15 protein-coding genes are annotated in these 17,877 nt (G+C 63.5%); 4 read left to right on the plus strand and 11 right to left on the minus strand.

Features of this window, described 5'->3' with window-relative positions:
* Positions 1–42: 42 nt before the first annotated feature.
* The 10 genes from OH705_RS02315 to OH705_RS02360 form a co-directional block, all read right to left on the minus strand.
* On the minus strand, positions 43–993 hold the full coding sequence (locus OH705_RS02315; protein ID WP_094011124.1) for an alpha/beta hydrolase: 951 nt from the start codon (positions 991–993) through the stop codon (positions 43–45).
* Positions 990–2,633 carry a 3-(methylthio)propionyl-CoA ligase gene (locus OH705_RS02320; protein WP_201755098.1) on the minus strand — a complete coding sequence of 548 codons (1,644 nt, stop codon included), beginning with the start codon at positions 2,631–2,633 and terminating at the stop codon, positions 990–992. Before OH705_RS02320 ends, OH705_RS02315 begins: the two co-directional genes overlap by 4 nt.
* A gap of 72 nt (positions 2,634–2,705) precedes the next feature.
* Complete coding sequence (locus tag OH705_RS02325; RefSeq protein ID WP_267300823.1) at positions 2,706–4,205, minus strand: flavin-containing monooxygenase; 1,500 nt, start codon at positions 4,203–4,205, stop codon at positions 2,706–2,708.
* A gap of 194 nt (positions 4,206–4,399) precedes the next feature.
* Complete coding sequence (locus tag OH705_RS02330) at positions 4,400–5,068, minus strand: c-type cytochrome (protein ID WP_267300824.1); 669 nt, start codon at positions 5,066–5,068, stop codon at positions 4,400–4,402.
* Positions 5,065–6,552, minus strand: a complete 1,488-nt coding sequence (locus tag OH705_RS02335) for a flavin monoamine oxidase family protein (RefSeq protein ID WP_267300826.1) — start codon at positions 6,550–6,552, stop codon at positions 5,065–5,067. The genes OH705_RS02330 and OH705_RS02335 overlap by 4 nt, the downstream gene beginning before the upstream one ends.
* 210 nt (positions 6,553–6,762) lie before the next feature.
* Positions 6,763–7,467 carry a TetR/AcrR family transcriptional regulator gene (locus OH705_RS02340; RefSeq protein ID WP_094011127.1) on the minus strand — a complete coding sequence of 235 codons (705 nt, stop codon included), beginning with the start codon at positions 7,465–7,467 and terminating at the stop codon, positions 6,763–6,765.
* Between the two features lie 136 nt (positions 7,468–7,603).
* The gene (locus OH705_RS02345; RefSeq protein ID WP_094011128.1) at positions 7,604–8,020 is read right to left on the minus strand and encodes a RidA family protein; all 417 of its coding nucleotides are present in this window, start codon (positions 8,018–8,020) and stop codon (positions 7,604–7,606) included.
* A 13-nt stretch (positions 8,021–8,033) separates the two neighbouring features.
* Positions 8,034–8,867 carry a phytanoyl-CoA dioxygenase family protein gene (locus OH705_RS02350; RefSeq protein WP_094011129.1) on the minus strand — a complete coding sequence of 278 codons (834 nt, stop codon included), beginning with the start codon at positions 8,865–8,867 and terminating at the stop codon, positions 8,034–8,036.
* A gap of 146 nt (positions 8,868–9,013) precedes the next feature.
* Entirely contained in the window at positions 9,014–10,864 is a 1,851-nt protein-coding gene (locus OH705_RS02355; RefSeq protein ID WP_267300827.1) for an ABC transporter ATP-binding protein, read from the minus strand.
* Positions 10,865–11,001: 137 nt separating this feature from the next.
* Positions 11,002–12,243 carry an MFS transporter gene (locus OH705_RS02360; RefSeq protein WP_371041465.1) on the minus strand — a complete coding sequence of 414 codons (1,242 nt, stop codon included), beginning with the start codon at positions 12,241–12,243 and terminating at the stop codon, positions 11,002–11,004.
* A 217-nt stretch (positions 12,244–12,460) separates the two neighbouring features.
* Between OH705_RS02360 and OH705_RS02365 the strand changes: the two genes are divergently transcribed.
* The 4 genes from OH705_RS02365 to arsH are packed head-to-tail and all read left to right on the plus strand — an operon-like array spanning position 12,461 to position 15,325.
* Entirely contained in the window at positions 12,461–12,808 is a 348-nt protein-coding gene (locus OH705_RS02365) for a metalloregulator ArsR/SmtB family transcription factor (RefSeq protein WP_094011131.1), read from the plus strand.
* Positions 12,809–12,829: 21 nt separating this feature from the next.
* The gene (locus OH705_RS02370) at positions 12,830–14,113 is read left to right on the plus strand and encodes an arsenic transporter (RefSeq protein WP_023630037.1); all 1,284 of its coding nucleotides are present in this window, start codon (positions 12,830–12,832) and stop codon (positions 14,111–14,113) included.
* Between the two features lie 27 nt (positions 14,114–14,140).
* Positions 14,141–14,611 carry an arsenate reductase ArsC gene (locus tag OH705_RS02375; protein WP_023630038.1) on the plus strand — a complete coding sequence of 157 codons (471 nt, stop codon included), beginning with the start codon at positions 14,141–14,143 and terminating at the stop codon, positions 14,609–14,611.
* A 12-nt stretch (positions 14,612–14,623) separates the two neighbouring features.
* On the plus strand, positions 14,624–15,325 hold the full coding sequence (gene arsH / locus OH705_RS02380) for an arsenical resistance protein ArsH (protein ID WP_094011132.1): 702 nt from the start codon (positions 14,624–14,626) through the stop codon (positions 15,323–15,325).
* A 191-nt stretch (positions 15,326–15,516) separates the two neighbouring features.
* On the opposite strand, the gene OH705_RS02385 is transcribed toward arsH, so the two are convergent.
* Positions 15,517–17,862 carry a penicillin-binding protein 1A gene (locus OH705_RS02385; protein WP_267300828.1) on the minus strand — a complete coding sequence of 782 codons (2,346 nt, stop codon included), beginning with the start codon at positions 17,860–17,862 and terminating at the stop codon, positions 15,517–15,519.
* Between the last annotated feature and the right edge of the window lie 15 nt (positions 17,863–17,877).

A 17,877-nucleotide genomic window follows, 5' to 3' on the forward strand; every position in this document is an offset into this window, starting at 1 on the left:
GTTCTCGAGTGGGTGGCAAGGTAGAGGAGGCGAGCGGGCGGGCTAGCCGTCCCAGGCGGTGTACTGGTTGACGAAACGGGTAATGTTGCGTTGCGCCGCCTGGGCCTGAGGCAGGGCGGCGATCATCTGGAACACATGGGGCAGGCGCTTCCAGATCTCCAGGTGAACCGGCACGCCGGCCGCCGAGGCCTTGGCGGCGGCGCGCACCGAGTCATCCAGCAACATCTCGGTGCTGCCTACCTGGAACAGCAGAGGCGGCAGGCCATCGAAGCGGCCGAACAGCGGCGATACTGCCGGCTGCCCGTGGGATTCGGCCGGGGCATAGAAGCCGCGAATGCCGATGGCGAAGGCCGGGGTGAAGATCGGATCATGGCGCGCATTGTCCAAGGCACTCGCGCCGCTGAGGGTGAAGTCGAGAAACGGCGAGAGCAGCACGGCGCAGCTCGGCAGCGGAGTGTCTTCGTCCCGTAGCCGTTGCAGCAGCGCAAGCGCCAGGTTGCCACCGGCGGAGTCGCCGGCGACGACGATGTCGCTGGCCTTGAAGCCCTGTCCCTGCAACCAGCGGTAGGCGTCGAGCGCTTCGTGAAGCGCGGTTGGGAATGGGTGCTCGGGGGCCAGGCGGTAGTCCAGCATCAGTGCCCGGGTCTTCAGTGGCCGGCACCAGCTCGCGACCATCGCGGCGTAGACCTGCGGGGTGTAGGCAACGAAGGCGCCGCCATGGATGTACAGCAATACCCGTTCAGGCCGGCAATGGGCCGGCGTCAGCCATTGGGCGGCGACGCCATTGCAGTTCACGTCGGCGCGGTGTACATCGGTCGGGAATGTCTTGGGCGCCTGGCCATCGAGCCGTTCGAACTGCCGGCGCAGCTTGCCGATGTCGATGCGCAGGCCATGGCTGGACTTCACCAGCAGGCGCAAGGCCAGGTTGAGCAGGCGGTTCTTCCAGCGGCCCTCGGCTGGGTCGATTTCGCGGGTATGAAGCTGCGCGTTCATGACACCACCTCGTGCTGGCTGGGGGTAGGCCAGTGGTAATCGTGCAACTGTTCGCGCAGCAGCACCTTGCTGACCTTGCCGGTTGCGGTGTGCGGCAATGCCTCGATGAACACCACATCGTCGGGGTAACAGAACCGCGCGACCTTGCCGGCGTAATGGGCCAGCAACGCTTCCCGGCTCACGGCCTGGCCGGGTTTGAGCACCACAACCAGCAATGGGCGCTCGTCCCACTTCGGGTGGGCGATACCCAGCACGGCGGCTTCGGCGACCGCAGGGTGGGCCATGGCGATGTTTTCCAGGTCGATCGAGCTGATCCACTCGCCACCGGACTTGATCACATCCTTGGCGCGGTCGGTGATCTGCATGAAGCCGTCAGGGTCGAGGGTGGCGACATCCCCGGTGGGGAACCAGCCATCGACCAACGGGCTGGCCTCGATGCCGAAGTACCGCTCGATCACCCAGTGGCCACGTACCAGCAAGGCGCCTGTGGTCTTGCCGTCACGCAGCAGCTCGTTGCCATGCTCGTCCACGATTTTCAGGTCCGTGCCGAAAGGCGGTCGCCCCTGCTTTACGCCGATGGCGAAGCGAGCTTCGTCTTCCAGGTCGAGGTGCGAGGCCTTGGGCGTGTTCACCGTGCCCATCGGCGACAGCTCGGTCATGCCCCAGGCGTGTTGCAGGCAGATGCCGAACTCCTCTTGGTAACTGCGCATCATCGCCGGTGGGCAGGCGGCGCCACCGACGATCATGCGGCGCAAGCGGGGAAGGCGGCTCCCGTATTGGCGCATATGCTGCTGCAGGCTCAGCCACACGGTGGGCACGCCAGCGGAGAAAGTGACGCGCTCGCGCTCGAAGAGTGCGAACAGGCTCTCGCCGTCCAGGCAGGCGCCTGGAAACACCAGCTTGGCGCCCACCAGTGGTGCGGAATAGGGCAAGCCCCAGGCGTTGACGTGGAACATGGGGACCACCGGGGCGACGACCTCGCAGGCAGACAATGCCAGCGCGTCCGGAAGGGCGCTGGCCAGTGCATGCAGCAAAGTGGCGCGATGTGAATAGAGCACCCCTTTGGGGTTGCCGGTGGTTCCCGAGGTGTAGCACAGCGCCGCCGCCGTATGCTCATCCAGCACGGGCCAGGCGAAGTCCGCCGACTCCGCCTCCAGGAGCTGTTCGTAGCACAGCAGGTTGGCGATCTGCATGGCTGGCATGTGCGCAAGGTCGGTCATAGCCACCCAGTGCCTGACGCCCGGGCAATCCGCTGCGATGGCCTCGACCAGCGCAGCGAACCCAAGGTCGAAGCACACGACCTCGTCCTTGGCGTCATTGATGATCCAGGCCACCTGTTCGGGGAACAGCCGGGGGTTGATGGTATGGGTGATCGCGCCGGTGCCCGATATTGCGTAGTAAAGCTCGAAATGCCGGTAGCCATTCCAGGCCAGGGTGCCCACGCGACTGCCGGGCCCGGTGCCGAGGCGTAACAGCGCGTGGGCGGCCTGCCTGGCCCGTCGGTGCGCGTCGGCATAGGTATAGCGATGAACGGGACCTTCAAGGGTGCAGGAGACTATTTCCGTGTCGCCGTGATAGCGCTCGGCATGTTCGAGCAGCGAAGGGGTGGTCAGCGGCAGCGTCATCATTTGGCCTTGCATCGGGTTCTACCTTTCTTGTTGTCATGCCCCGGCCACGCTGGTCGTAGCCAGGTGGACGGGAACGGGGTGTGGTCAACCGGTGACGCGGGAAGGTCGTGGGGCAGGGATTTCCCGTGTGCTCTGGAGGAAGGCCAGGCGCGGATCTTCGACGGGATCCTTGAGCAGCATCTTCTTGTCGCGGCCGTAGTGCATGAAGACGAACCACGGGTAGGCCTTGCCCTGGCGCGGGAGAAACTGCTGGTCGCGCTGGATGTAGCCGGACTTCATCGAGTTCATGATCCCGTCGTCCAATGCGTTGCCGGCATCGTCGCGGGGAGTCACGACATCGAAGTCGTGCTCGTCCATGTAGTGGAAAAGCCGGCACAGGTATTTGGCCGCCAGGCCGACCTTGAGGGTCCAGGAAACGTTGGTGTAGCCGAATATCCAGGCCATGTTCGGCAGGTTTTCCAGGAGCACGCCCTTGTAGGTCATCTGCTCGCCGATCGGATAGGGGGTGCCGTCCACCGACACGATCATCCCGCCCAATACCTGGAGCCTGAGCCCGGTCGCCGTGATGATGATGTCGGCCGGCAAGTGCTTGCCGGACTTGAGCACAATGCCGCTTTCGCTGAAGCGCTCGATGTGATCGGTTTCGATCGAGGCGCGGCCACTACGGATGGCTTTGAACAGGTCGCCATCGGGCACCGCGCACAGGCGCTCGTCCCACGGCATGTAGTGGGGGGTGAAGTGGCGCATGTCGGCGTCGGGGCCGACCTGGCGACGGACGTGCGAAAGGATGATCTTGCGCATCAGCCGCGGCCATTGCCGGCAGGCGATATAGGCCGCCCGATACAGCACGATATTGCGCTTGCGGGCCAGGCCATAGGCCCAGCGGGCGGGCATGATGCGCGAGAGCGTGGCCGTCAATGTGTCGGTGGAAGGCAGCGAGTAGATATACGACGGGGAGCGCTGCAGCATGGTGATATGCCCGGTTTTGTCGGCCATGGCCGGTATCAGCGTGGCCGCGGTGGCACCGCTGCCGATCACCACGACGTGCTTGCCGGTGTAGTCCAGGTCCTCAGGCCAGTGCTGCGGGTGGACCCGCACACCTTTGAACGCCTCCTCGCCGGGAAAACTCGGCAGGAAACCTGCGCCGTGGTTGTAGTAGCCGGTGCAGCACAGCAGGAACTTGCAGCTGTATTGCCGCACCGTTGCGCTGGCCTCATGCACGGCGCTGACCTGCCACAGGCGTTGCTGGCTGCACCAGTTGGCGCCGGTGATCTTCACGCCGTAATGGATCTTCTTGTCCAGGCCATGCTGCCTGGCCGTGTCCTGGATGTACCGCCGGATCGAGGCGCCGTCGGCGAGCACCTTGGGGCTTCGCCACAAGCGGAACTTGTAGCCGTAGCTGAGCATGTCCGAATCGGAACGGATGCCTGGGTAACGGAACAGGTCCCAGGTGCCGCCCATGCAGGCGCGCCGCTCGAGGATCGCCATGCTGCGCTCAGGGAACTCCTGCGCCAGCTGGCAGGCGGTACCAATGCCTGACAGGCCAGCGCCGATGATCAAGGTGTCGAAATGTTGATGGTTCATGAGGTCTCCGGGCCTGGCGGCCCAGGCTTGTACTTGTTGTTATGGCGGACTGTAGAACGAGGAATAAATTTACGCAACAGCTGTTATGTTTAGTGTCGAATCAACCCCGCTCAGGTCCGCCGGTCGCTGCGGCACAACTCCTTACGGATAGTGATTCACGATCGCCGCCCGGTTGAAAACAGGCATCTCTCTAGTCAGCGAACGCTCGGTGCGAGCCCTGCGATGTAGTGCGCCAGGGCCTCGAGTTCTTCCTCGGAAAGGACGGCGGCGGTAGCGTTCATGGCGCCGCTGGGATCGCTGCGCTGGCCTTGCTTGAACGCCATGAGCTGCTCCAGCAGGTAGGCCTGGCCTTGGCCGGCCAGACGCGGCGCCACCGGGCTGCCGGACAGCGTCTCGCCATGGCATGCGGTGCAGCCCCGCGTAGTGGCACTGGCGTGGCCGCGGGCACGCATGGCGTCATCGGAGGCCGGTGCGTCGGTCACCCGCGGAACCTGACGGGCGAAGTATTCGGCCAAGGCCTTGATCCGTTCATCGCTCAGGGCGGCCGCCAGCGGCTGCATCTGCGCGCTGTGTCGCGTGCCCTGGGCAAACGCCTGAAGCTGCGCCTGGATATACGCAGCCGGCTGCCCAGCGAGTGCCGGGTAGAGGCTGTTATGCGGTTGCCCGCGAGCGCCATGGCAAAGCGAGCAGGCATCCTGGGGTTGCGGCCAGGCGCCGCCATTGGCCTCATAGCTGGCGTAATGCTGATCGAGGGCGTTCATGAACCTGTAGCCTGCGAGCAGCTCCGGGCCCTGGAAGGCCGTGACCCCAAGCAAGCCTGCGACAAGCATTGCACTGCCCAGCAGCAGGGTGCGCCTTTTCATGCGTGCCTCCGGGTGCCGGCAAGTGCCTGCAGGGCTTCGAGCGCCGCGCGGTGACCGGCGCGTACCGCGCCGTCCATGCTGCTGGCCCACAAGTCCGCGGTCTCGGTGCCCGACCAGATCAAGCGCCCGACAGCAGGCTTGAGATAGCGCCCCCAGCGGGTCAGGAAGCCGGGGGGAATGGAGCCGACGCAGGTCAAGGTCCAGGGGTCGACCTTGGCCCAGTCGTGATCGTGGAACTGCGTGACGTCGAGAGCTTCCTCGCCCAGGGCCTTGGCGTAGATGCTCGCGAGAGTGCGTGCGGCCTGCCCAGGGTCATCGCTGAGCTGCGCGCTGCGCACGAAGCCCATCAAGATGCCGACGCTGCCGTCTGGCGGTGAGTTGTCGCAGGACAGAATCAGCGGCCCGTCGGCCTGGATGACTTGGCCGTTGAGGCCTTTGTCCCGCCAGAAGGGGCGCGCATAGACATGCACGGTCTTGCGCATGGGCGCCGAGGACGGCCACAGGCGTTGCAACTGGGCACGGCCATCGGGCAGTGGCGGGTCGAAGACGATCTGGTTGCACAGCGCCGGATGCAGGGCGGCGATGACCTGGCGTGCGCGGATGAGCCCCTGGTCGGTGTGGATCTCGACGATGTCCTGGTCCCAGCCGACGATCCGGCGCACCGGGCTGGACAGTTTCACCCGATCGCCCAGCGCCTGCGCCATGCGTGTGCACAGCACCTGTGAGCCGCCTATGAAGCGGGTCTCCTGGGCGCCGCCCTTGAAACCCTCGAGCTTTGCCATGCTGCAGTCGGCGGAGTTGATGAGGGAGAGGTAGTGCAGCAGGGACAGGCTGGAGGGTGGCGTGCCGGTGGTCAGGCCGATGGAAGTGTCGAAGGTCAGCCGGCTGGTGTTGTCGATACCCTGACTCGCCAGCCATTGGCCCACCGACAGCTTGTCGAGTGCCTCGGCGTCCGCTGCGGTCCAGGGTTCTTTGCCAGGTACCCGGCGCGACAGCTGGTTGAGCTTTTCGGTCGCCGGGTGATGGGCGCCCTGGCCGCTGCTCAAGTCTTCCTCGTAGCGGGCTTCACCGACCAGGTAGACATTGCGCCCTTGGTAGTAGGTGGGGAAGGTTTCGACATCGAGCTCGCGTGCCAGGTCGAAGATCGCGGTCTGGCCTGGCCCGATCCATTCCCCGCCGGCTTCGGAGATCACACCATTGCCAAGCGGGTGGTTGTAGGTGCGTCCGCCCACGCGGTCCCGCGCTTCCAGCACGGCGAAGGACATGCACCCGGCGCGTTGCAGGTCACGGGCCGCAGTCAGCCCGGCCAGCCCGGCACCAATGATCACCACGTCCAGCACCTGCTCGGGTTCTGCTCGCAAGGCTTGCGCCATGGCCCGTCCGCTGAGGGTGGCACCGCCGATCAAGGTGGCGCTGGCAAGTGCTTGCACGAGCAAGCGCCGCTGCCGCGCCGACAATGGCAGTTCTGTGTTTTCCTGATCCATCTGCACCTCGGCCAACCTGTTCTTGTATTTAGATAACCTTAGTTATGTAAAATACTACTGCGCTCTTTCGGCAAAGGGAATACCCCCTGAACGGCGCTTGGTCAGGTTGGCTGGAGTCGCTGGAAGGAAGTTCGCGGGGAGCGGGCAGCGCTCTTGAGATCGAGCGCTGCGAAGCTGTCGTCAGGCAGTCTGTTGCCAGAACACGCTGGGTTACTGGGCTTTGGCCCGGCTCTTGCCCGTGGCTTTCGCGACCTTGGGCGGGGAGATGAGCAGGATCAGCGCGTCGAGCAGCGCCTGGCCACGCTTGGCACTGAACCGCTCCGGCTCGATGGGCATCATCATCAGCCAGCCGTCGCAGATGGTGCTGATCTGGTCGGCCAGCACATCAGCCGGAATATCGTCGCGGATCTTGCCCTGGGCCTGCCCTTGTTCGATCACCACGGTGAACACCTGGCGGAACTTCGCGTAGCGCTGCCTGATGATGTCGGCGAACACCGGTTCATGGCGGGCGTGGGCGAGCAATTGCAGCCACGAGAGCCACATGGTCGATTCGTCGAAGTTGACCCATTGCAGCCATTGTCGAAGCAGTGAGGCGATGTCGAGGGAGGCCTGGTTGGTGGCCAGCAGCAGGTCGACCTGGTCGAACAGGCTCTGTGCGACCTCGCCGATCATGTCTTCCTTGTTGGCGAAGTAGTAGGTCACCGCGCCCGTGGTACAGCCGGCCTGTTTGGCAACCTTGCGCATCGAGGCCCCGGCATAGCCATCCTGCGCGATCACCGTGATCGCGGCCTCCAGCAGTTCCGCACGCTTTGCGTCGCGGTCACCGACAGGCCTGCCGCGACGGGCAACGGTTTCCGGCGCGCTGCTGTCTGCGCGTGAAGGGGCGGCTGTGGGGCGGGCTTTGGTCTCAGGCATGGGCGCTCAGAACTGTCGAGGTCGGTTAAAGGGGCGGTCACGGGTGTCGATGCGGGTGCAAAGGCCCCAGCATAGAGAACTTGCGTGAATAAAACATCCCGCCCCGGCGCAGCGTTCCAACCTGCGCACGCCCCGCTCAGGCGTCGCCGCACCCCGCGACTGCCACTGCGCGAATCTCGACCCTCAGCGGCTCCAGTGCCAGCTGGCTGATACCCACTGCCGTCCATGACGGATAGCGCGCCGGAAAGTACACATCCTTCACCTGGGCAAACGCTGCCATGTCGGCTTGCAGGTGGGTATGAAAGGTCGTCAGCTCGACCACGTCCGCCAGGCTCGCACCGGCTGTCTCGAGGACCAGCTTCAGCGACTGGAAGGCCAGGTGAGACTGCTCGACGATACCCTGCGCAGGTTGCATGGCCGCGTCGACGCCCACTTGCCCCGAGACCCAGATCAGGTCACCCACGCGGGTGGCCTGGGAAAAGTGGAAATTGTCGTAGTAAGCCTGGGTCGCAGCTGGATTGATGGCCTGACGCTTGAGCGGTTTCGCATTCATCGAGGAACTCCTGTCAGACCACTTGGCGGAAGGTGGGGTGGCGGAACGGGGCGCCCGCGACCAGGTGTTCGAGCTCTGTGCTGAACAGCACGCCTTGCGGGGGGTAACCGGCATCGCTGTGTGCCGGGAGTGGGCTGAAGGTGGCGTCGTCGCCGAAGAAACGGAACACGAATGTCCGTCGGCTTGGGAAGTCCTCGTCCACGGGGGCGCCGCCATGCAAGGAGCCCGGATGCAGCAGCACCACATCGCCAGGCTCCGTGGCCCAGGACAGGATGTCGTAGGCCTGCGGGTCTTCCCGGCGTAACGCCTCGATATCCGGCAGGCGGGGCAGGGCGCCATTGCCGTGCAGTGGCTGGGTCGGGTCATCCGGGTTGGTGAAGGTCGTGCCGTCATAGCGCGGCCCACGATGGGAGCCACGGATGATTTCCAGGGCGTTGCGCTTGGGTACGGCATCGAAGCTGATCCAGGCGTTGCCCCAGTGGTGGCCGGCCCAGGGCAGGTAGGAGGTGTCCTGATGCCATAGCGTGCGGGCGCCCTGGCCCCCGGCCTTGAGGAAAACCTCCTCGGCGAAGTACCAGACATTCCGCGAGCCCCAGAGATTTGCGAACAATGACCCCAGTGGCAGCTCCGCCACGAGCGCCTCAAGGCGCTCCTTGGCCAACGGGTTGGCGTTGTCGACGTGGGATTGCTGGATCGTCCCGGCGAACATGCGGGTGGCATGCGGGCCATGGTTGAGCACGGCCCAGTCGTAGGCTTCGCGGCAACGCGACAACTGCTCCGGGTTCAGAAGCCCCTTGATCAACACCGCTCCGTCTTCGTGATAAGCCTTGCTCAGTGTGTCTTGCATGACCGTTCTCCTGGTGAGTTGAGCGCAGGTGAACGTGAGCCTAGCAAGCGAATTTAAAATACGCAACGATCGTTATTTAAATTGCCTCGATCTGTTTGCCGTGATGTGAGCAGTGGAGACCGCAGCAGGTGCTTTTCCTTCGAGTGCTACTCCACAGTCTCCGCCAGCCCCTGGTCCTCACCCAGGAACCCACCGCTCTGATGTCGCCACAGCCGTGCATAGGTTCCGTTCCTGTCGAGCAGCTCAGCATGGCTGCCTTGCTCGATGATGCGCCCCTCATCCATGACGATGAGCCGGTCCATGGCGGCGATCGTGGACAAGCGATGGGCGATGGCGATGACGGTCTTGCCCTGCATCATGTCGTCGAGGCTTTCCTGGATCGCGACTTCGACCTCCGAGTCCAGGGCGCTGGTGGCTTCGTCGAGCAGCAGGATCGGCGCGTTCTTGAGCATCACCCGGGCAATGGCAATGCGCTGGCGCTGGCCACCGGACAGCTTGATGCCACGCTCGCCCACCAGGGTGTCGTAACCGCTGTGGCCTTGCCGATCACTCAGCTGGCTGATGAAACCATCGGCCTGGGCATTGGCCGCGGCGCTGCGGATCTGCGCTTCGGTCGCTTCGGGGCGGCCATAGGCGATATTGTCGCGGATGGAGCGGTGCAGCAACGACGTGTCCTGGGTGACCATGCCGATGGCGCTGCGCAGGCTGTCCTGGGTGACGTGGGCGATGTTCTGCCCGTCGATGCGGATCTCGCCGCTGTTGACGTCGTAGAACCGTAGCAACAGGTTGATCAAGGTGGACTTGCCGGCGCCGGAGCGGCCCACCAGGCCGACCTTTTCGCCGGGGCGGATGTGCAGGCTCAGGTCATCGAGCACCTGGCGTTCGCCGTTGTAGTTGAAGCTCACCTTGTCGAAGGTCACCGCGCCACCGCGGGTCACCAGCGTGCCGGCGTCGGGCGCATCCTGTACCTTGGGGCCGCGGGTCAGGGTGGCCATGCCGTCCTGCACGGTGCCGATGTTTTCGAACAGGGAGGTCATCTGCCACATGATCCAGTGCGACATGCCGTTGATCCGCAGGGCCATGGCCGTGACCGCCGCCACGGCGCCCGCGCCAACCTGGCCCTGGTGCCAGAGCCACAGGGCATAGCCGCCAGCGCCCAGGATCAAGCCGACCACCAGCGCCTGGTTGACGATCTCGAACTGACTGACCAGGCGCATCTGGCGAAAGCCGGTGAGCTTGAAGTCCTCCATCGCCGCCCGCGCAAAGTGCGCTTCGCGTTTGGAATGGGAGAACAGTTTCACCGTGGTGATGTTGGTGTAGGCATCGGAGATGCGCCCGGTCATCGATGACCGCGCATGGGCCTGCTCCTGGCCGACCTTGCCCAGGCGCGGCACGAAGTACAGCATGGCCAGCCCGAACAGGGTGCCCCAGGCCAGGAACGGCAGCATCAGCTGCAGGGCGAAACCGCCGGCCAGGGCGATGATGGCGATGAAGTACACGCCGATGCCGGGCAGGACCTCGATCAGGGTGAACAACACCTCGCGCACGGCCAGCGCGGTCTGCATCACCTTGGTGGTGACCCGGCCGGAAAACTCGTCGGAGAAGAACGACAGGCTCTGGCGCAGCATCAGCCGATGGAAATCCCAGCGCAGGCGCAGCGGCAGGTTGATCGCCAGCACCTGGTGTTGCATCAGGGTGCGCAGGGCCACCAGCACGATACTGCTCAGCAGGACAATACCGATGCTCCAGAGCACGCGGCTTTCCTGTTCGCTTGCGCCGCCTGCCTGCCAGGCGGGAAGCAGGTCGACCACCTGGCCAAGGAAGGAAAACAGCCAGGCTTCATAGATCGACACGCCGGCGCTGAACAGCGCGAGGGCCAGGATGTATCCGCGCGCCCCCCGCGTGCAGGCCCACAAGAAGCGCAGCAGGCCTAGCGGTGGCGGTGGAATCTCATCAGGCGGGAAGGGGTCGAGCCATCGTTCAAAAACACGCAGCATGCTGGTCTCCAGAAGGGCGCGGCGTTGATCGGCAACGCCGTAGCGATCGTGCAACCATACCGTACATCGAGGTTTTCGCCTTGCCGCTTGTGCCCCCCTGAGGCCAGCTGCTGCCCGGTGTCATCTACCGCGTTCGGTCAGCAAGGCTGCGCCGCCATCCGATTGGAGACATTGCGCCCGAGCACCAGTACCGCGACAAAACCGCAGCCCACCAGGGCCGTGGCCAGGCTCAGCAGCACCGCGGTACCGAGCTGATCGACAATGCGCCCGCCGAAGAACGAGCCTACCGCGATGATCACCTGGAACATGGCGACGAACAGCGGCATGCCGCGTTCGACATCCTTGGGCGCCACCACGAACATCCAGATACTGGCGCAGGCCGGGAAGGCGCCAAAGGCGAAGCCCCACAGCGCGATCAGCATCGCGGCGCCGGTCAAGCCGGTGGCGAAGTAGGGAAACAGGGCGGTGCTGATGCCGATCATCAGGGCGACCAGCAACAGGGTGTGACGCACACTGCGGTTGGCAGCGAAACCGGCGAAGATGTTGCCGATCACCCCGGCCACGCCATACAGCAACAGCAGCGAACCAATGGTCGGCCCATCGAAGCCGGCGCTCTGCTTGAAGAACGGTGCGACATAGGTATAGGCGGCAAAATGCGCCAGGCCGATCAGCAATACCGCGATCAACCCGACCCGCGCCTGTGGATTGACGAACAGCGCCGGCAGGTCGCTGATGCGAATGGCTTTGTCTGGGGTGAGCCGCGGCAGCAGGAAGACTTGCGCCAGCAGCACCGGCACACCTACCAGCGCGGTGGCGAGGAAGGTCATGCGCCAGCCCATCAGGCCGCTTAGCCAGGTGCCGACCGGCACGCCCAGCACGGTGGCCAGGGTCACGCCGACCATGATGATCGAGGTGGCCTGGGCCACGCCCACGCCCTTGGGTGCCAGGCGGCCACTGAGGGCAATGGCGGTGGCCCAGAAACCGCCAATGCTGATGCCCAGCAGTACGCGGCCGAACAGCAGCAGGCTGAAGTCGCTGGCGTAGGCCACGACGGCGTTGGCGAGGATCATGATCAGCGTCAGGCCGATCAGCAGGTAGCGACGGTCCAGGGCGCCGATGCCCACCGACAGCAAGGGCGCGGCGAGGGCGGCCATGATGCCGGGCAGGGTGACCATCAGGCCGGCCTGGCCGGCGCTGATGCCCAGGTCGCTGGCGACATCGTTGAGTACGCCCACTGGGAGAAACTCACTGGTGACCAGGGCGAAGGCGCCCACAGCGACCGAGAGAATCGCCAGCCACTGTTGGCTGACGCTTTGTTGACTGTGTTCGGGACGGCCGTGAGACGGCGGAGTGACGCTGGACATGGTGTTGGATTCCATGGGGGATGCCGCCTGGGGCGGACCGGGGAGCGGGAAAAATGGCTGGCGATTATAAGAGACGGTTTTGCCGAGCAGACAGGCGGGGCGCTCGATAGTAATCATCAGCCTGATCGATTGTTGTACCGCGAATACTGACCACCCCTGGCACGCCTGAACGCGCTTGCACTATACATATGGAAATCCGTATATTCGCATTTCCATATGTATTGGTGCAGCCATGATAACCCCGCCCGATGTGTTCAAGAGCCTGTCTGACGAAACCCGTGCTCGCGCCAGCCTGCTGATCGCCAGCCTTGGTGAGCTATGCGTTTGCGAGCTGATGTGCGCATTGAACGACAGCCAGCCGAAGATCAGTCGCCACCTGGCGCAGCTGCGCAGCAGTGGCATGCTGCTGGACCGCCGCCAAGGGCAATGGGTGTATTACCGCCTCAACCCGGATCTGCCTGCCTGGGTACACGAGATCTTGCAGGCGACACTGCAGGCCAACACGCAATGGTTGGCAGAGAACACCCTGCGCCTGCAGAACATGGACGGTCGCCCCGTTCGTGACGCTGCCTGCTGCTGATCATCACTGTACGAGGTCATCATGCTGGTAGCGATTGCAGTCTTCGTTTTCACCCTCATCCTGGTCATCTGGCAGCCGAAGGGGCTTGGCGTTGGCTGGAGCGCAGCGCTCGGTGCCCTCATCGCCCTGGCGGCAGGCGCCGTTTCGCTGCACGACATCCCGACTGTGTGGGCCATCGTCTGGAACGCCACCGTCACCTTCATCGCCGTCATCATCATCAGCCTGCTGCTGGATGAGGCCGGGTTCTTCGAGTGGGCCGCGCTGCACGTGGCGCGCTGGGCAAACGGCAGCGGCTACCGCCTGTTCGCCTTCTGTGTGCTGCTCGGCGCCGCCATGTCGGCGCTGTTCGCCAACGATGGTGCGGCACTGATCCTCACACCTATCGTCATGTCGATGCTGCTCGCGCTGCGCTTCTCGCCCGCCGCGACACTGGCCTTCGTCATGGCCGCCGGATTTATCGCCGACACCGCGAGCCTGCCGTTGGTGGTCTCCAACCTGGTGAACATCGTCTCGGCCGACTACTTCAGGTTGGGCTTCAGCGAATACGCTTCGGTGATGGTGCCAGTGAATTTCGCCAGCGTGTCGGCAACCCTGCTGGTGCTGTTCCTGTTCTTCCGCCGAGATATTCCGAGACAGTACGAGGTCGCGGCCCTGAAGATGCCAAACGAGGCAATCCATGACCGCGCAACCTTCAAGGTGGGTGGCTGGGTGCTGCTGGTGTTACTGATCGGCTTGTTCGCCCTGGAACCACTGGGTATCCCGATCAGTGCGGTAGCAGCAACTTGTGCAGCGATCCTGTTTGCCGTCGCCGCCCGTGGCCACCGCATCTCGACCCGTCGTGTGCTGCGCGAGGCACCCTGGCAGGTGGTGATCTTTTCCCTCGGTATGTACCTGGTGGTATACGGGCTGAAGAACGCCGGCCTTACCGACATGCTCACCCACCTGTTCGACCGCCTTGCGCAGCAAGGGCTGTGGAGTGCCGCCATCGGCACCGGGCTGATCGCTGCATTGCTGTCCTCGGTCATGAACAACATGCCCAGCGTGCTGATCGGCGCTTTGTCGATCCAGGCCAGCGAGGCGCAAGGGCTGGTACGCGAGGCGATGATCTACGCCAACATCATCGGCTGCGACCTCGGCCCGAAAATTACCCCCATCGGCAGCCTCGCCACGCTGCTCTGGCTGCACGTGCTGGAGCGCAAAGGCATGCGCATTACCTGGGGTTACTACTTCAAAGTCGGCATCCTGCTGACGCTGCCAGTTCTACTGATCACCCTTTCGGCTCTGGCATTGCGCCTCAGCCTCTGAAACCCGCCACCAAGCGCAGGAGCCCTCATGCGAGTCCTATTCATGTGCACGGCCAACAGCTGCCGCAGCATCCTTTCCGAGGCCGTGTTCAATCACCTGGCCCCTCATGGATTTGAAGCCGTCAGTTCCGGCAGTTTCCCAAAGGGCCAAGTGTTGCCGCGCAGCCTGACCACATTGCAGCATGCCGGTATCCCGATCGAGGGGCTGAGCAGCAAGGGCAATGACGCGTTCGAGCATTGCCCTCCTGACATCGTCATCACCGTTTGCGACAACGCCGCCGGCGAAGCCTGCCCGGTGTATTTCGGCCCTGCGCTGAAGACGCACTGGGGGCTGGAGGATCCGTCCGCTGTCGTGGCTGACGAAGCGTCGGTCGACGCTGCATTCCGCGCCACGCTGGCCCGAATCCAGTCTCGCTGCGAGGCCTTCTTCGCGCTGCCATTCGAAAATCTCGACCGTGAGCAGCTCAAGAATGAGCTGGATCGCATCGCTACGCTTTGAGCAGGAGGAAACATGTCCGAGCAACTGCCTAATCTCGATCTCTCGCTGTTCGATCCAGCGCCAGCGGCAACCCGCTCCAGCGAGCACAAACCACGTATCCTGTTGCTGTATGGATCGACCCGCGAACGTTCCTTCAGTCGCCTGCTGGTGGAGGAAGCTGCACGCCTGCTGGAGCACTTCGGTGCCGAGACCAAGGTCTTCAATCCTTCGGGCCTGCCGTTACCTGACGATGTGCCTGTCGAGCACCCCAAGGTGCAGGAACTGCGTGATCTGGTGCAGTGGTCGGAAGGTCAGGTCTGGTGCTCGCCAGAGCGCCACGGTGCAATGTCAGCCGTATTCAAGGCGCAGATCGACTGGATTCCTCTGGCACTGGGTGCGGTTCGCCCCACTCAAGGCAAGACCCTGGCGGTCATGCAGGTGTGTGGCGGTTCGCAGTCATTCAACGTGGTCAACCAGTTGCGTGTGCTTGGCCGCTGGATGCGCATGTTCACCATTCCCAACCAGTCTTCGCTGCCCAAAGCCTACCTTGAGTTTGATGACGTCGGGCGGATGAAACCCTCGCCGTACTACGATCGCGTGGTGGACGTCATGGAGGAACTGGTGAAGTTCACCGTTCTGTTGCGCGACCGCCAGGCGTTCTTGGTGGATCGCTATTCGGAACGCAAGGAAAACGCCGAACAACTCTCTGCCCGTGTGAACCAGCGCTCTATCTGAGGCGATGCGTGGAATATCCGCTACTGGCCAAGGGCTCACCGTTGGGGGATAGCCCGCTTGGGGCGTAAGCGAAGGGGGCCAATGGCCGCGTACGACCCTGGAAGCCTTTTGATAGGGGCCGTTAGCGGCCCTCGTATGGTGTTTCACCGGCCCCGCGCCAACACCTTCCGGCTGGACCTCTTCTACCTGTATCAGAACAGGTCCTGCAGGGTTTGCTGCGTGGCGTTTAGCGATGGGACATTACCCTGCGGGGTGCCCATCGCCGGCGCGCTCTCGGCCTTGAACACTTCCATTTCCGTCTGCGGCCCGCGTGCCGATGTCGCCGTCCCGTCTGCCGTGTTGATCAGCCGGGTTACAACACCATCAGGCGCAGGCTGCGAGTAAGGTTCTGTCCCGGCAAGTGCCACCTGCATGTAGTCCATCCAGATAGGCAGTGCGATGGTCACCCCCCATTCCCTCCGGCCCAGGCTTTGCGGTTTATCGAAACCCGCCCAGACGCTCGTCACGTAGTTGCCGTTGTAGCCCGTGAACCAGGAGTCCTTGGCTTCATTGGTGGTCCCCGTCTTGCCCGCGATATCGGGGCGATGCAGGGCGGAAGCGGCGCGACCGGTGCCCCGTTTGATGACATCCTGGAGCATGCTGGTGAGCAGGTAGGTCGTACGGCTATCCACGACCTGTTCAGCCACCGCTTCGGGTGCAGGGTTGCGGGCGCTGGGCGCGGAACGCGGGGCTGCCTTGAAGACAACTCGGCCTGAGCGGTTCTCGATTCGGTCGATGAGAAAAGGCGTGACCTTGTAGCCGCCGTTGGCGAGCACGCTCCAGCCGCCGACCACCGCCATGGGAGTAACGGACGCTGTGCCCAGGGCAAGGGAAAGGTTGCGCGGCATGTCGTTGACGTCGAAACCAAAGCGTGAAATGTAGTCGATGGTCGGATCGATGCCCATGGCTTGCAGCAGGCGTATCGAGATCATGTTTCTAGAACGATACAGCGCTTCGCGCAGGCGGATGGGGCCGAGGAATGTGCGGTTTTCATTCTGTGGACGCCATGTCGGCCCCGAGTAGTCGTTGCCCAGCACAATAGGCGCGTCGTTTACGATGCTCGCCGGCGTATAGCCGTTGTCGAGCGCCGCACAGTATATGAAGGGCTTGAAGCTTGAGCCCGGTTGCCGTTTGGCCTGAACCACGCGGTTGAAAACGCTCTGGTTAAAATCGAAGCCACCCACAAGGGCCTTGATCGCTCCATTGTCCGGCGCTACCGACACCAGGGCTCCTTGAACGTCGGGCACCTGGCTGAAAGCGAGAGGCTGGGAGCCTGCCAGCTCCACGCGGACCACATCGCCTGGGGTGACGATATCTGCAGGCCGTGCCGGTTGGCGCCCGAGTGCACTGTGGTTGATGAAGGGGCGGGCCCACTCCATCGTCTGCCAGGCGACGTCGTGTTGCTGGCCAGTCTGATCGACCACGGTGATGCGGTTGGCGAAGACCTTCGTCACCGCCATGGCTTCCAGGCCGCCCAGTACCGGGTATTCTTTCAACCTTTCCAGCCATGCCGGACTCAGGCTGCCCGTGAGATGGCCTTCGGGGCCGCGATAGCCATGGCGCTTGTCATAGGTCTTCAAACCGCTCCGTATCGCAGCGTTGGCAGCCTCCTGCAGTGTGCCGGAGACGGTCGTCACCACGCGAAAGCCTTGTGTGTAGGCGTCATCCCCAAAGCGACTGACCATCTGGGCCCTGACCATTTCGGCGATATAGGGGGCACTGACCTCAGGTTCTGGCGCGTGATATCGCGCGGTCACGGGAGCCTCCAACGCGGCGCGGTAGCGGGCCTGATCGATGCTTCCCAGTGCGTGCATCCGCCCCAGAATCCAGTCGCGGCGTTGTTTGGCCCTTGCCGGGTTATTGATAGGGTTGAACCGTGAAGGCGCCTTGGGCAAGCCTGCGATCATTGCGGTCTGCGCCAGGGTCAGTTGGGATACCGGCTTCCCATAATAGACCTGCGCGGCGGCTGCGATGCCATAGGCCCGTTTGCCCAGGTATATCTTGTTGACGTACAGGTTGAAGATTTCGTCCTTGGTCAATGTGCGTTCAATGCGCAAGGCCAGCAGTATTTCGGTCAGTTTGCGTGAGAACGTCTTCTCTTTGCTCAAGAAGAAGTTCTTGGCCACCTGCATGGTGATCGTGCTGCCACCGGAGCGGACGTGGCCATTCCTGATCAACTCCATGGCCGCACGCAGCAGGCCTGTGGGGTCGACACCACGGTGATGGTAGAAGTCGGCATCCTCCGCAGCCATGAAAGCGGCCAGGAAGTCTCCGGGGATAAGTGCGGAAGGTAGGGGGATACGGCGTACTTCACCAAATTCGGCGATCAGCTTTCCTTCTGCGCTGAATACCTGCAGAGGCTCTTGCAGTTGCACGGCCCTGAGGGTTTCTACATCGGGCAGTTGTGGGTTGAGGTACAGATAAGTGCCGCTTGCACCAAGCACCAGCACACTGGCAAGTGACAAGGCACACCAGCCCAGGGCTTTTATAAGCCGCATTCGTCGCTCCTTTGG

Source organism: Pseudomonas sp. BJa3, assembly GCF_026343815.1.
Lineage (GTDB): Bacteria > Pseudomonadota > Gammaproteobacteria > Pseudomonadales > Pseudomonadaceae > Aquipseudomonas > Aquipseudomonas soli.

Excerpts from the sequence above, each read along its gene's own strand:
- OH705_RS02315 (WP_094011124.1), bottom strand. The coding sequence starts at position 993 with ATGAACGCGCAGCTTCATACCCGCGAAATCGACCCAGCCGAGGGCCGC.
- OH705_RS02320 (WP_201755098.1), bottom strand. The coding sequence starts at position 2,633 with ATGCAAGGCCAAATGATGACGCTGCCGCTGACCACCCCTTCGCTGCTC.
- OH705_RS02325 (WP_267300823.1), bottom strand. The coding sequence starts at position 4,205 with ATGAACCATCAACATTTCGACACCTTGATCATCGGCGCTGGCCTGTCA.
- OH705_RS02330 (WP_267300824.1), bottom strand. The coding sequence starts at position 5,068 with ATGAAAAGGCGCACCCTGCTGCTGGGCAGTGCAATGCTTGTCGCAGGC.
- OH705_RS02335 (WP_267300826.1), bottom strand. The coding sequence starts at position 6,552 with ATGGATCAGGAAAACACAGAACTGCCATTGTCGGCGCGGCAGCGGCGC.
- OH705_RS02340 (WP_094011127.1), bottom strand. The coding sequence starts at position 7,467 with ATGCCTGAGACCAAAGCCCGCCCCACAGCCGCCCCTTCACGCGCAGAC.
- OH705_RS02345 (WP_094011128.1), bottom strand. The coding sequence starts at position 8,020 with ATGAATGCGAAACCGCTCAAGCGTCAGGCCATCAATCCAGCTGCGACC.
- OH705_RS02350 (WP_094011129.1), bottom strand. The coding sequence starts at position 8,867 with ATGCAAGACACACTGAGCAAGGCTTATCACGAAGACGGAGCGGTGTTG.
- OH705_RS02355 (WP_267300827.1), bottom strand. The coding sequence starts at position 10,864 with ATGCTGCGTGTTTTTGAACGATGGCTCGACCCCTTCCCGCCTGATGAG.
- OH705_RS02360 (WP_371041465.1), bottom strand. The coding sequence starts at position 12,243 with ATGGAATCCAACACCATGTCCAGCGTCACTCCGCCGTCTCACGGCCGT.
- OH705_RS02365 (WP_094011131.1), top strand. The coding sequence starts at position 12,461 with ATGATAACCCCGCCCGATGTGTTCAAGAGCCTGTCTGACGAAACCCGT.
- OH705_RS02370 (WP_023630037.1), top strand. The coding sequence starts at position 12,830 with ATGCTGGTAGCGATTGCAGTCTTCGTTTTCACCCTCATCCTGGTCATC.
- OH705_RS02375 (WP_023630038.1), top strand. The coding sequence starts at position 14,141 with ATGCGAGTCCTATTCATGTGCACGGCCAACAGCTGCCGCAGCATCCTT.
- arsH (WP_094011132.1), top strand. The coding sequence starts at position 14,624 with ATGTCCGAGCAACTGCCTAATCTCGATCTCTCGCTGTTCGATCCAGCG.
- OH705_RS02385 (WP_267300828.1), bottom strand. The coding sequence starts at position 17,862 with ATGCGGCTTATAAAAGCCCTGGGCTGGTGTGCCTTGTCACTTGCCAGT.